Annotated in this window: 12 protein-coding genes; 11 read left to right on the forward strand and 1 reads right to left on the reverse strand. The window is 62.5% G+C overall.

The genetic code is table 11. The features are described from left to right. Positions 1-241 precede the first annotated feature (241 nt). On the reverse strand, positions 242-1,261 hold the full coding sequence (locus ACF6ZU_RS25085) for a DMT family transporter (protein WP_392887995.1): 1,020 nt from the start codon (positions 1,259-1,261) through the stop codon (positions 242-244). Between ACF6ZU_RS25085 and ACF6ZU_RS25090 the strand changes: the two genes are divergently transcribed. The 11 genes from ACF6ZU_RS25090 to ACF6ZU_RS25140 all read left to right on the forward strand — a co-directional run bounded on the left by ACF6ZU_RS25090 (position 1,256) and on the right by ACF6ZU_RS25140 (position 12,465). Next, positions 1,256-1,819 carry a helix-turn-helix domain-containing protein gene (locus ACF6ZU_RS25090; RefSeq protein WP_392887997.1) on the forward strand — a complete coding sequence of 188 codons (564 nt, stop codon included), beginning with the start codon at positions 1,256-1,258 and terminating at the stop codon, positions 1,817-1,819. The genes ACF6ZU_RS25085 and ACF6ZU_RS25090 overlap by 6 nt on opposite strands. Before the next feature lie 156 nt (positions 1,820-1,975). Continuing rightward, positions 1,976-3,178, forward strand: a complete 1,203-nt coding sequence (locus ACF6ZU_RS25095) for an SfnB family sulfur acquisition oxidoreductase (RefSeq protein WP_392887999.1) — start codon at positions 1,976-1,978, stop codon at positions 3,176-3,178. A 10-nt stretch (positions 3,179-3,188) separates the two neighbouring features. Continuing rightward, a complete protein-coding gene (locus tag ACF6ZU_RS25100; protein WP_392888001.1) occupies positions 3,189-3,626 on the forward strand; it encodes an acyl-CoA dehydrogenase in 438 nt (145 codons plus the stop codon). Further along, positions 3,626-5,029 carry an LLM class flavin-dependent oxidoreductase gene (locus ACF6ZU_RS25105; protein WP_392888003.1) on the forward strand — a complete coding sequence of 468 codons (1,404 nt, stop codon included), beginning with the start codon at positions 3,626-3,628 and terminating at the stop codon, positions 5,027-5,029. The genes ACF6ZU_RS25100 and ACF6ZU_RS25105 overlap by 1 nt, the downstream gene beginning before the upstream one ends. Before the next feature lie 234 nt (positions 5,030-5,263). After that, positions 5,264-6,169, forward strand: coding sequence for an AMP-binding protein (locus tag ACF6ZU_RS25110; RefSeq protein WP_392888005.1), 906 nt, complete (start codon positions 5,264-5,266; stop codon positions 6,167-6,169). After that, positions 6,166-6,942: an ABC transporter ATP-binding protein gene (locus tag ACF6ZU_RS25115; RefSeq protein ID WP_392888008.1), complete on the forward strand. Its 777-nt coding sequence runs from the start codon at positions 6,166-6,168 to the stop codon at positions 6,940-6,942. Before ACF6ZU_RS25110 ends, ACF6ZU_RS25115 begins: the two co-directional genes overlap by 4 nt. Further along, positions 6,942-7,823 carry a branched-chain amino acid ABC transporter permease gene (locus ACF6ZU_RS25120; protein ID WP_253427184.1) on the forward strand — a complete coding sequence of 294 codons (882 nt, stop codon included), beginning with the start codon at positions 6,942-6,944 and terminating at the stop codon, positions 7,821-7,823. Before ACF6ZU_RS25115 ends, ACF6ZU_RS25120 begins: the two co-directional genes overlap by 1 nt. Positions 7,824-7,827: 4 nt before the next feature. Continuing rightward, a complete protein-coding gene (locus ACF6ZU_RS25125) occupies positions 7,828-8,877 on the forward strand; it encodes a branched-chain amino acid ABC transporter permease (protein ID WP_392888011.1) in 1,050 nt (349 codons plus the stop codon). A gap of 34 nt (positions 8,878-8,911) precedes the next feature. After that, positions 8,912-10,252: an ABC transporter substrate-binding protein gene (locus ACF6ZU_RS25130; RefSeq protein WP_392888013.1), complete on the forward strand. Its 1,341-nt coding sequence runs from the start codon at positions 8,912-8,914 to the stop codon at positions 10,250-10,252. A gap of 3 nt (positions 10,253-10,255) precedes the next feature. After that, positions 10,256-11,023, forward strand: a complete 768-nt coding sequence (locus ACF6ZU_RS25135) for an ABC transporter ATP-binding protein (protein WP_392888015.1) — start codon at positions 10,256-10,258, stop codon at positions 11,021-11,023. Between the two features lie 14 nt (positions 11,024-11,037). Further along, positions 11,038-12,465 (forward strand): FAD/NAD(P)-binding protein, encoded by a 1,428-nt coding sequence (locus tag ACF6ZU_RS25140; protein WP_392888018.1) that lies wholly within the window; start codon positions 11,038-11,040, stop codon positions 12,463-12,465. The last annotated feature ends 887 nt before the right edge of the window (positions 12,466-13,352 follow it).

The following is a 13,352-nucleotide window of genomic DNA, read 5'->3' on the forward strand; positions in this document are numbered from 1 at the left end:
TCATACGTGCCAGTCCCCGGATCACCAAACGGCAAGCTGTCGCAGAATCCTACAAGGTAGACGGAAAAAGCCGGATTCACATTGTTTCAGAAGAATGGGTTCAGCAGGTCTGGCCCCTTCGCGAGCAGGCTCGCTCCCACATGGATTCTCAGTGAACACAATTGTTGTGTACGACGCGAATTCCTTGTGGGAGCGAGCCTGCTCGCGATAGCGATCTATCAAACACCACAGATTGAGTGGCTTAACCCTCAGTTTCCCGCTCCAACGCTTCTTCCGTCGCAGCCGCCTTACCCTTGGTCTTCAACTCACTCACAATCACCGCCGCCACAATCAACCCCGCGCCCAGCAACGCAATCGCCGGCAGCCGCTCCCCGGCGATCCGCCCGACGATCCCGGCCCACACCGGTTCACCGGCATAGATCAAGGTTGCCCTGGTCGGCGAAACGCTTTTCTGCGCCCAGTTCATTGCCACTTGAATGGCCGCGCTCGCCGCGCCGAGGCCCAGGGCGCTGCACAGCAGCAGCCAGGAGAAGTCGGGAATCACTTCCCGGGTCGGCACCACCATCAGGAATGACAGCACCGAAGTGGTCGCCAATTGCACCACCGTGACCCGCCGCACATCGACCTGTCCCGCGTAGGTGCTGATCAGGATGATCTCGGCGGCAATCGCGATGGCGCTGATCAGCGTTGCGATCTCGCCGGGGCTGAAGTGGAACGAGGCGCCCGCCGGCCCGGACAGCAGCATCAGCCCGGTGAATGCCAGCATGATGCCGACGCTCGGCATCAAGCCCGGGCGACGTCCCAGTACCAGCCATTGCAGCAACGGCACGAAAGGCACGTAAAGTGCAGTGATAAACGCCGACTGGCTGCTGGGAATGCTCTGCAAACCGACGGTCTGCAAGCCGTAGCCCAGCATGATCGCCACGCCGATGAACGCGCCGGCCTTGAGTTCGAACAGAGTCAGGTCGCGCAGTTGGCGCCAGGAGAACAGGGCGACGATGCACGCTGCCGCCGCGAAGCGCAGGCCGACGAAGAACATCGGACCGCTGACCGTCATCGCGTGCTGCACCAACAGGAAGGTACCGCCCCAGACCATGGTAATCAGCACCAGCACGCACTCGGCTTTGCTGAACTTACGGGAAGAAACCGGGGAGGAGTTCAACGACGTCATGACCTTGCGCGCTACCTGAGGGCGACGCACAATGCGCCAAATGTTGCGCAGTATACTGCCCAACCCCACCAAGCGAGCAATATAGTGCACAAAGATTCAACACAACGGGCTTCGGTCCTTCAGCACGTCAGTTTGAACGTTCGGCGCCTGCGTCACGCCGCCGACATGAGCCAGACCGCGCTGGCGGAAAAGTCCGGTGTCAGCCGCCGGATGCTGGTGGCGATCGAGGCCGGCGAGAAGAACGTCAGCCTCACCACTCTGGACCGCGTTGCCGAAGCGCTGGACGTCGCCTTCAGCGACCTGATCCAGGCCCCGGATGCCCGCGACCCGAGCCGCATCAACGAAGTGGCCTGGGCCGGCAAGATTCCCGGCAGCAAAGCCGTTCTGCTCTCAAAAGCCATTGCCACCCGCGAAGTGGAGCAATGGGAATGGTGCCTGCAACCGGGGGAAATTTACCCGGCGCATGCGGATCCAGAAGGCTGGAGCGAACAGATCTTCGTCTTCGAAGGTTGCCTGACCCTGATGTTGGGTGACACACCCCATGAGATTGCCGCCGGCGAGTTCTACATGTTCGCCAGCGACCAGCGGCATGCCTATCGCAATGATGGGGCGGTGGCGGCGCGGTTTGTCAGGAACGTGGTGATCTAACTGTTCGCCGATCAACACTGAATAGACACTTTGCTGTTTTGAAGCTGCGTAGTTTTCTCGGATAGATCATCAAGTTATTGAAATAAAACAGATTTAATTTCAGGCACGACTCCTGCAAAAGCTCTGGTGCATTCACCAGAATCCCGGAGTCGGCCCATGACAGCCTCTGCCCAAACCCCTCGCACCGCCCATGTGATCCGCTCGGACGCCGAGGCGATTGCCGTCGCTCACAAGCTCGCTGCACGGTTCGCCGTCGAGGCCAGCGTGCGTGATCGGGAGCGACGATTGCCGGTCGCCGAGCTCGACGAGTTTTCCGCCAGCGGCCTCTGGGGCATCACCGTTCCCAAGGAATACGGCGGCGCCGGCGTTTCCTACGTGACCGTCGCGGAAGTAATCAAGATCATTTCCGCCGCCGACTCGTCCCTCGGCCAGATTCCGCAAAACCACCTTGGCGTGCTCGACATCCTGCTGCAAACCGCCACTGAAGAGCAGAAACGCTATTACTTCGGCAAAGTCCTGCAGGGTTACCGGTTCGGCAACGCCTTCTCTGAATCCAAGAGCAAAAACGCCGGGGCCTTCGAAACCCGAATTCGTTTCGACTCAGACACCGCGCAAATTGACGGCGAGAAGTTCTATTGCACCGGCGCACTGTTCGCACACATCGTCCCGGCCGTTGCGGTCAACGAGCAGAACCAGGCCTTCATCGCGTTTATCGAACGGGACAATCCCGGTTTGACCGTGATCGACAGCTGGGACGGTTTCGGCCAGCGCACAACGGCCAGTGGCGGTGTCACGTTGAACGCGGTGAAGGTGCCGCTCAGTGCGGTGATTCCGGCGCATAAAGCGTTCGACGAACCCACCGCCGACGGCCCGATTTCGCAAATCATTCAAGCGGCGGTGGACACCGGCATTGCCGTCGGCGCGCTGGAAGAAACCAAGCGCTACGCCCGCGAGTCGCGGCCCTGGATCGACAGCGGCCAGGATCACGGCTGGCAGGACCCGTTCAGCATCTCCGCGATTGGCGACCTCGAATGGCGGGTGCATGGCACCGAGGCGATCCTGAAAAAGGCCGGTCAGGCCATCGACGCCGCGTTGCTCAATGCCAATGAAGACACCGTGGCCCACGCCTCGGTGGTGGTCGCCCAGGCCAAAGTCCTCTCGGCCGAAATCGCCTTGCTCGCCAGCAGCAAACTGTTCGAACTGGCCGGCACCCGCTCGGTGCTCGGCAAGTACAACCTCGACCGCCACTGGCGCAACGCCCGGACGCACACCTTGCACGACCCGGCGCGCTGGAAATACCACCTGATCGGCAACTACCTGCTCAACGGCGTGAAGCCCGCGCGCCACGCCTGGAACTGAGGAGCCCACCATGAACGCCTTGACCCAACCGATTGCGGCCACGCAACCCCTGGCCAAAAGTCAGCATGACCTGCACAACGCCCGCAGCCTGCTCGACGCGACCCTGCGCGCTGTCCGCCAGCAGGCCAACGCCACGGACGATCCTTACGTCATCAGCCGTTTCGGCGATGTGCACATTCGCATCGAGGTCGCCGCTGCGCTGCTTGAGCGTGCCGAAGATTTCCTGAATGGCCACGAAGACGACACCGAGATCAGCGTCGCCATCGCCGAGTCGCACCTGGCCAGCGCCGAGGCGCTCAACACCGCGAGCAACACTGAATTCGAACTGACGGGGCAACGCACAGCCTTGCACGGTTCGCTGCACGATCCGCTGCGCTGGAAACTCCACCTCATCGGTAACTTTCGCCTCAACGGCATTCATCCCCCAAGCTTCAGGAGCGCCGTTTGATGGCCCGTGAAATTCGTCTCAACGCCTTTGACATGAACTGCGTCGGCCATCAGTCGCCGGGGTTGTGGGCCCATCCGCGGGATCGCTCGTGGCAATACAAGGACCTGGAATACTGGACCGATCTGGCGAAAATCCTCGAACGCGGCAAGTTCGATGGCCTGTTCATCGCCGACGTGCTGGGCATCTACGACGTCTACAACGGCAACGGTGACGCGGCGATTCGCCAGGCCGCGCAGGTGCCGGTCAACGACCCGCTGCAACTGATTCCGCCGATGGCGCTGGTCACCGAACACCTGGGTTTTGGCCTGACCGCGTCGCTGTCGTTCGAGCATCCGTATCCGTTCGCCCGGCGTCTCTCGACCCTCGATCACCTGACCAAGGGCCGGGCCGGCTGGAACATCGTGACCTCGTACCTGGAAAGCGGCGCGAAGAACCTCGGGCAGAAAAACCAGGCCGAGCATGACGCTCGCTACGACTTTGCCGAAGAGTATCTGGAGGTTTGCTACAAGCTCTGGGAAGGCAGCTGGGAGGAGGGCGCGATCCTGCGTGACCGCGAGCGCCGGATCTTCAGTGATCCCAGCAAAATTCATGAGATCCAGCACGTCGGCAAACACTTCCAGGTGCCGGGCATTCACCTCTGCGAACCTTCGCCGCAACGCACCCCCGTGCTGTATCAGGCTGGCGCGTCGAGTCGTGGCAAGCAGTTCGCTGCCGAGCATGCCGAATGCGTGTTTGTGGCGGCGCCGTCGAAGGTGCTGTTGAAAAAGACCGTCGCCGACATCCGCCGTCGCGCCGCCGAGGCCGGGCGCGATCCGAAGAAGATCCTGATTTTCAACCTGCAGACGGTGATCCTCGGCGAGACCGATGCCAAGGCCAAAGCCAAGTTCGAGGAATACAAAACCTGGGTCAGTTATGAAGGCGCAATGGCGTTGATTTCCGGCTGGACCGGAATCGACTTCAGCCAGTTCAAGCCGGATGAACCACTCAAGCATGTGCACACCAATGCCATTCAATCGGCGGTGGAGGCGTTCTCCACGGCGGATCCGAACAAGGTCTGGACGCCGAACGAACTGGCCGATTGGGTCGGGATCGGCGGGTTTGGCCCGCTGTTTGTCGGCAGCCCGGAAACCGTTGCCGACCTGTTGCAGGAATGGGTTGAAGAGACCGATGTCGATGGCTTCAACCTCGCGTATGCGCTGACCCACGAAACCTTTATCGACGCCGTGGAGTTGCTGGTGCCGGAGTTGCAGAAGCGCGGGGTCTACAAGACCGAATACGCGCCGGGGACGTTGCGCGAGAAGTTGTTCGGGGAAGGACCGCGGTTGCCGGAGATTCATCCGGGTGCGGGGTATCGGGACCTGGCGGGGTTGCGGCAGCAGGAGAAAAAGGTGGTGTCGGCGTAGACGCCATCGTCGGAACGCCGGCTCCCACAGGTTATGTGTCTCAGCGGAATTCGTGGACGACACAAAACCCTGTAGGAGCGAGCCTGCTCGCGATGAGGCCGGCACATCCGGCATTGATGTCGACAGTGAAACCGCCATCGCCGGCAAGCCGGCTCCTACAGGGGACGATGGTGTTTTAGAGATTTTGGCCCAGCGGACCACCGCACGCTTTTGCCCATGAACAGGAGGTCACCCATGAGCGTGCATGAACTTAAACGTCCGCCAATCGAGGACACCGCCGAGTGGCGGGTCGATCTGCCCAAGGCGCTGGAGCAACTGCGCCACTGGGCTCAGGTCAGCCCGTTGCAACCGGCGTTGCGCCACAAGCGCCATGGCCAGTGGTTTGTCTGGCGCTGGATCGATGTCTTGCGCGATGTCGAGCGCCTGGCGGACGGTTTGCGCCAGCAAGGTTTTACCGAGGATTCGCGCCTGGCGCTGAGCGGTGCATTCGAGCCAGACCTGTTGCTGTTGGCCCTGGCCGCCCAACACGTCGGCGGGCAACTGCTGACGCTGGTGGACACCCTCGACGCCGAATCCCTGCACAAGGCCCTGTGGCGCAGTCGCCCGACCCATGCCTTCATCCAGGGCCGGCAGACCCAGCAACTCTGGCTCAATCAGGGCCAGACCCTGCTGAACTTCAGCGATCTGCTCGGCCCGGTGGACTCCCCGCAACGGCTCAGCCGCTGGCACAAAGGCCCGCAGCTGTGGAGCGAAGAGGGCACGCATTGGCAGAACGGCCTGCGCGTACTGCTTGAGCAATGGCTCACCAGCGGCCACGCCCTGGCCTTCCCGGAAAGCCCCGGCAGCGCCCGCCGCGACCGTCGCGAAGTAGCACCCTCGGGCCTGCTGCTGTCGGCCGAGCGCCTGCAACTGCTGGCCGCCGAAATAGAAAGCCGTCTCGCCCCCCAAGGCACCTGGCGCCGGCGTCTGTGCGACTGGGCCATCGCCCATCCGGAAAAGGGCTTGCAACGGCTGATCAAAAATCGCGTTCGCCGCCTGCTCGGCTTCCACAACCTGCATTACATCTGGCAAGCCACGCGCACCCCGGACGCTCAACCGGCGCCGAACTGGCTCGCCGAATTCAAACGGGACATCGCATGACTTCGACCGATTCCATTCTGCAAGTCAGCGGCATTTCCCTGTCCTTCAAAGGCGTGAAAGCGATCAACGAACTGTCCTTCGACGTGCGCCGGGGCGAGATCTGCGCGCTGATCGGCCCCAACGGCGCGGGCAAGAGTTCGCTGCTCAACGTGCTGAACGGCGTGTACCGCTTCGATGCCGGTTCGATCGTCTTCGAACAGCAGCCGTTCAAACGCATCGACCCGTTGACCGCCGCGCGCCGGGGCATTGGCCGGACGTTCCAGAACAACGCGCTGTTCAAGAAGATGAGCGTGATCGACAACATCCTCACCGGCCTGTCGCGGCACCTGCGCAGCAGCTTCATCGAGCAGGCCCTCAACCTGCCGCGCGCCCGTCGCGAGGCCGAGGATTTCCGTCGGCAGGCCCAGGGCATTCTCGAATTCCTTGAACTGCAAGCGCACCGCGATGTGCCGGTGGGCAATCTCTCTTACGGCCTGCAAAAACGCGTGGAGCTGGGCCGCGCCTTGATCGCCGGTCCGCGCCTGTTGCTGCTGGATGAACCGATGGCCGGGATGAACGCGGAAGAGAAACAGGAAATGGCCCGTTTCATCGCCGACATCAACCGCGACCTCGGCACCACGGTGGTGTTGATCGAGCACGACATGAGCGTGGTGATGGGCCTGTCCGACCACGTTGTGGTGCTCGATTACGGGAGGAAGGTCGGCGACGGCACGCCGGCCGAAGTGCAGGCCGATCCCGAAGTGATCGCAGCGTATCTGGGAGTGGTGCACTGATGACGTTCTTCTTCGAAACCCTGCTCGGCGGCTTGCTCGCCGGCACCATGTATTCGCTGGTCGCCATCGGCTTCGTGCTGATCTACAAAGCCAGCGGCGTGTTCAATTTTGCCCAGGGCGCGATGCTGCTGTTCGCCGCGCTGACCTTCGTCAGCCTGCACGATCAGGGCGTGCCGTTTGCCCTGGCGCTGTTGCTGACGGTGGTGGTGATGATCATCGGCGCGCTGCTGATCGAACGGCTGGTGCTGCGGCCGCTGGTCAACCGCTCGCAGATCACCCTGTTCATGGCGACACTCGGGCTGTCGTTCATCATCGAAGGCCTGGCCCAGGGCCTGATGGGCTCGCAGGTGCGGGCGCTGGACTTAGGGATAGACGACGTGCCGGTGTTCATCGGCGGGATGATGGTCAGCCAGTTCGACCTGATTGCCGCCGCTGCCGCCATCGTCCTGGTGACGGTATTGGCGCTGCTGTTCAACAAGACCCGCATCGGCGTGTCGTTGCGCGCCGTGGCGGATGACACCACGGCGGCGCTGTCGATCGGCATCAACCTCAACCGCATCTGGCAGATCGTCTGGGCCGTGGCGGGCATTGTCGGCTTGGTCGCCGGGTTGCTCTGGGGCGCGCGCCAAGGGGTGCAATTTTCCTTGTCGCTGGTGGTGCTCAAGGCCTTGCCGGTATTGATCATCGGCGGTTTCACCTCGATTGGCGGGGCCATCGTCGGCGGCTTGATTGTCGGCGCGGCGGAGAACCTCGCCGAGGTCTACATCGGTCCGCTGATCGGTGGCGGCATCACACCGTGGTTCGCTTACGTCCTGGCCCTGGCCTTCCTGTACATCCGTCCCGCCGGCCTGTTCGGCGAGCGCGCCATCGAGCGAGTCTGAACCCATGTCGATTTCCCTTGCCCGCGAAACCGCGCCGTCGGTGTTGATCCAGCGTCGCGTACCGTTTGGATTGCTCGCCTTGTTGTTGATCGCTTTCGTAGTCGTGCCGCTGACCGGTAATGACTATTGGCTGAACGCGATCCTGATCCCGTTCCTGGTGCTGTCCCTGGCCGGGCTCGGCCTGAACCTGCTTACCGGTTACACCGGCCAGACCTCGGTTGGCGCGGCCGGTTTCATGGCAGTCGGCGCGTTTGCCACCTACGGATTTTTGCTGCGTTTGCCTGAGCTGGGCTTGCCGGTCGCGTTGCTCGGCGGCGGCCTGATCAGTGCGGTGGTGGGCTTTGTTTTCGGGCTGCCGAGTTCGCGGATCAAAGGCTTTTACCTGATGGTCACCACGCTGGCCGCGCAATTTTTCCTGGAGTGGTTGTTCGTCAAATTTCCCTGGTTCTACAACTACGGATCGTCCGGGACCATTTCCGCGCCGAAACTGGCGCTGTTCGGCCACGACCTGAACACGCCGCTGGGCCGTTACCTGCTGACCCTGACCACCGTGCTGCTGTTGACCTGGGTCGCGGTGAACCTGGTGAAAAGCCAGATCGGCCGCAACTGGATGGCAATCCGCGACATGGACACCGCGGCGGCCGTGATTGGCATTCCGGTGGTGCGCTACAAACACCTGGCGTTTGCCGTCAGCTCGTTCTACCTGGGCATCGCCGGCGCCCTGTGGGCCTTCGCCTACCTGGGCACCGCCAGCGCCAGCAGTTTCGATATCAACCGGTCGTTCCAGATCCTGTTCATCATCATTATCGGCGGCATGGGCAGCATCGCCGGCAACTTCGTCGGCGCGGCGTTCATCAGCCTGTTGCCGATCCTGCTCAGCCACGCCGGGCAAGCCTTGTTCGGCGGTTCGGTGGATGCCGGGCAATTGCAGAACCTGCAAAAAATCATCTTCGGCGTGCTGATCATCCTGTTCCTGATCAAGGAACCGGAAGGCTTGATCCGTCTGCTGGGCAACCTTCGTGAACGGCTGAGTCACTGGCCGCTGCGCTTCTGAATCCTTCCCCTTCCTAGAGAGTTAGAGAGACAACATGCGTGCATCCTTGAAACGTTCGTTGGTCGGCGCCGCGTTGACGCTGGCTGTTTTCAGCAGTGCGGTGCCGCTGGTCCAGGCCTCGGCGGACCAGCAGTTTTTCCCGTTGGCAACCTACCGCGTCGGCGCCTACGCCTCCAGCGGCGTGCAAGTCTGGGCCGGCATGCTCGATTACCTGAACTACATCAACGAGGTGGAGGGCGGGATCAACGGCGTCAAACTGGTCTGGCAGGAATGCGAAACCGAGTGGACGGCGGAGAAGGGCATCGAGTGCTACGAGCGCTTCAAGAAAGGTCTGGATGGCGCGCCGGTGGCGATCTATTCGCCCAACGGCGCACCGGCGGCGTATGCCCTGAGCGAGCGCGCGGAAGTCGACAAGATCCCGCTGATCACCCTCGGCTACGGGCGCACCGAAGCCACCGACGGCACGGTGTTCCCTTACAACTTCCCGGTGATGCTGACCTTCTACAGCGAGGCGTCGAGCCTGATCAATTACATCGCCCAGCGCGAGGGCGGTTTCGACAAACTCAAGGGCAAGAAAATCGCCACGGTCTACCACGACTCCGCGTATGGCCGGGAAACCCTGGGCCCGCTGAAACTGTTGGCGGAGAAGTACGGTTTCGAGAACATCCAGATTCCCGTCGCCGATCCGGGCAACGAACAGTCGGCGCAGTGGCGGCAGATTCGCCAGGTCAATCCGGACTGGGTGTTCCTGCGCACCTGGGGTGTGTCGACGCCGGTCGCGGTGAAGACCGCCGCACGCTTCGGCTTCCCGGTGGACCACATCGTCGGCGACATCTGGGCCAGTTCCAGCGAAGACGTATTGCCGGCCGGCGCAGCAGCCAAAGGTTATCTGGCGCTGACGCCTTACCCGGCGGGCGCTGATTTCGAGATCCACAAACGCCTCAAGCAATACATCCTCGACAAGGGCAAGAGCGACCTCAAGGACCTGAAGAATTTCGGCAGCGTCTATTACAACTCCGGGCTGGTGAACGCCGCGGTGATGGTGGAAGCGATCCGCACCGCACAAGGCAAATTCGGCAAGCGTCCGCTGAACGGCGAAGAAGGCCGTTGGGGCCTGGAACACCTGAACATCGACGACGCGCGGCTCAAGGACATGGGCTACTTCGGCCTGATGCAGAATCTCAAACTGTCGTGCAAGGATCACGAGGGCGGCGGTTCGGCGCGGGTGCAGCAGTGGGACGGCGCCAACTGGACGCTGATCAGCGACTGGATCGCCGCCGACCGTGCCTTGTTGCGGCCGTTGATCGATGAAAAATCCGCCGCGTTCGCCAAGGAAAAAGGCCTGACGCCACGCACCTGCACCGGGGACGAATAAGCCATGAGCCAAGCCGCCAGCGACATTGCCGCCAACGACCTGTTGCGAGTCAACGATATCGAGGTGATCTACGACGGCGCGATCCTGGCCGTGGCCGGGGTGTCGCTGACGGTGCCCAAGGGCGGCATCGTTGCGCTGCTCGGGGCCAACGGTGCCGGCAAAAGCACCACGCTCAAGGCAATTTCCGGGCTGGTGCGGGCCGAGCGGGCGGAGGTCAGTCGCGGCCGTATCGAGTTTCTTGGCCGTGATACGGCGGGTGTCGATCCCAGTGTGCGGGTGCGCCAGGGCATGGTGCATGTGCTGGAAGGCCGGCACGTGTTCCCGCAACTGACGGTCGAGGACAACCTGCGCAGCGGCGGTTTCGTGCGCGGCTTGAGCCGCCAGGACATGGCCCGCGATCTGGAGCGGATCTACGCCTGGTTCCCGCGCCTGAAAACCAAGCGCAAGACCCAGGCCGGGCTGACGTCCGGTGGCGAGCAGCAGATGGTCGCCATCGGCCGGGCGTTGATGACACGTCCTACTTTGGTACTGCTTGATGAACCTTCCATGGGTTTGGCGCCTATCATCGTCCAGGAGATTTTCGAGATCGTCGCCCAGCTCAATCGCGACGAGCAGGTGAGCTTCCTGATTGCCGAGCAAAACATTAATGTGGCGCTCAAATACGCCTCACAGGCCTACATCCTCGACACGGGCCGGGTGGTGTTGTCCGGCAGCAGCGAGACGTTGCTGGCGCGGGGCGATCTGCATGATTTTTATCTAGGTAAACACTGACCAGTGAGAATGGCATGAGCGAAATCCAAGGCGGACAGGCGACCGACGCCATCCGCGAAGCAGACATCCTGATCGTCGGCGGTGGCCTCAGCGGCACGATGCTGGCGGTGCAGTTGCTGCGTTTGCCGGGCAAGCGCTCGTTGCTGGTGGTCGAACCGCGCGCGGAGCTTGGCCGGGGCGAGGCCTACAGCGCGGTCGAGCTGGGCCATACGTTGAACGGTAACGCGGCGCGCATGAGCGTCGACCCGGACAACGCCGACGACCTGACCCAGTGGCTGACCGACTACATCGCCGCCGGTGGCTGGCCAGAGTCCGATGAACAGCATGTGCCGGTCAGCGAACTGTTTCCGCCACGGGGAATTTTCGGTTTGTACGTGCAGCAGCGTCTGGCTGAGGCGCAGGCGATTGGTGCGTTGAATGGCTCGACGGTCGAGCATGTGCGGGCCGAAGTGACAGACCTGGAAACCCTGGGTGATTCGGTGCGCTTGAGCTTGAGTGACGGGCAGCGGTTGCAGGGCGCTTATGCGGTGCTGGCGACCGGGATGTTCCCGGCGGCGCGCACGCCACAGACCGAGTCCAGCGGCTTGAACGCAGCGGCGCTGGATCCGTGGGATGTCGCGGCTATGCGTCAGCTCGATCCGCAATCGACGGTGTTGATCATCGGTTCCGGGCTGACCATGGTCGATGCCGTGGTGTCGCTGGAACAGGCCGGGCATCGCGGGCCGATCGAGGTCTTTTCCCGTCACGGGCTGTTGCCGCATGTCCGTCGGCAGCCGCCGGCCTGGGCGGATTTTCTCGCCGAGGATCACGGCATTCGTACGCCGCGACAGCTGGTGCGCGAACTGCGTCGGCATTGTCGGGAGGCCATTGCGCAAGGCATCGACTGGCAGGCCCCGCTGGACACGGTGCGAGCGCATATCGGACGGTTGTGGAGTCAGGCGACAGACGTGCAGCGTCGGCAGTTTGTGCGGCATGTGCGGCCGTGGTGGGAAAGCCATCACCATCGTTCGCCGCCGTTGAGCGCCGAGTTGGTGGCGCGGTTGCACGGGGAAGGGCGGTTGCGGATTCAGGCGGCTTCGTTCAAGGGGCTGGCGTCTGTTTCGGGCGGTGTCAGTATTCGCATTCGTCGGCGGGGGGAGGCTGACACGGTGGTGGTCAGTGGTGCGGCGTTGATCAATTCCAGTGGCATCGAATATGACTGGCGGCGCGTGGCGCGACCGTTACCGCAGCAGTTGCTGGCTCGCGGGTTGGTGCGGCCGGGGCCGTTGGCGTTGGGGATTGCGGCGGCTGGGGATGGCGCGGTGTTGGGGGGCGATGGGCAGGTGGCTGACAGGTTGTTTGCCATGGGGCCGCCGTTGCGGGGGATGTGGTGGGAGAGTACGGCGGTGACGGATGTGGCCAGTCAGGCCAAGGCCTTGGCTTTGCGCTTGGTTGGGGTTTGATTTTGATGGGGGGCATATCCGTTTTTTCGGTGATGGCGACTATTGGTTTCGCCCTTACGGCGAGTTACTTGCAAACACGGAACGCCGCCCGGCGGCAAGTAACCAAGCGCTTTTGCCCCTTTCGTTCGGTGCCTCGCTCCGGTCCTGCTCCGTGGGCCCGCCGCGATCGGCCATCCCTGGCCGTGCGCGGCTAACCCGGCATCCATGCCGGGTTGCCCACTGCGCAGAACCTCCACTCGGCCTCTCGAGGGGGCGACCACCGCCACCAGCCGCCGAGGCGGCCTTAAAGCCGACCTGGCTCTTTGGTGTCCGTGTTCACTCATTCCGGATCTGTACACCAATCCCCTGTAGGAGCCGGCTTGCTGGCGATGGACGTTAACGATGACGCGGGTTGTCTGGATGAGCGCGGTGTCCGGGCGTTTTTCGCGAGCAGGCTCGCTCCTACAGGGGATTGGGTTCACACGTTTTGAAATTGTAGGAGCCAGCTTGCTGGCGATGGACGTTAACGATGACGCGGGTTGTCTGGATGAGCGCGGTGTCCGGGCGTTTTTCGCGAGCAGGCTCGCTCCTACAGGGATTGGGTTCACACGGTCAAAATGTAGGAGCCGGCTTGCTGGCGATGGACGTTAACGATGACGCGGGCTGTCTGGATAAACGCGGTGTCCCGGCGTTTTTCGCGAGCAGGCTCGCTCCTACAGGGATTGGGTTCACACGGCCAAAATTGTAGGAGCCGGCTTGCTGGCGATGGACGTCAACGATGACGTGGGCGGTCTGGATGAACGCGTTGTCCGGGCGTTTTTCGCGAGCAGGCTCGCTCCTACAGGGATTGGGTTCACACGGTCAAAATTGTAGGAGCCGGCTTGCTGGCGATGGACGTCAACGATGAC

The organism is Pseudomonas migulae, from assembly GCF_043225285.1.
In the GTDB taxonomy this organism is placed as follows: Bacteria; Pseudomonadota; Gammaproteobacteria; order Pseudomonadales; family Pseudomonadaceae; genus Aquipseudomonas; species Aquipseudomonas migulae_C.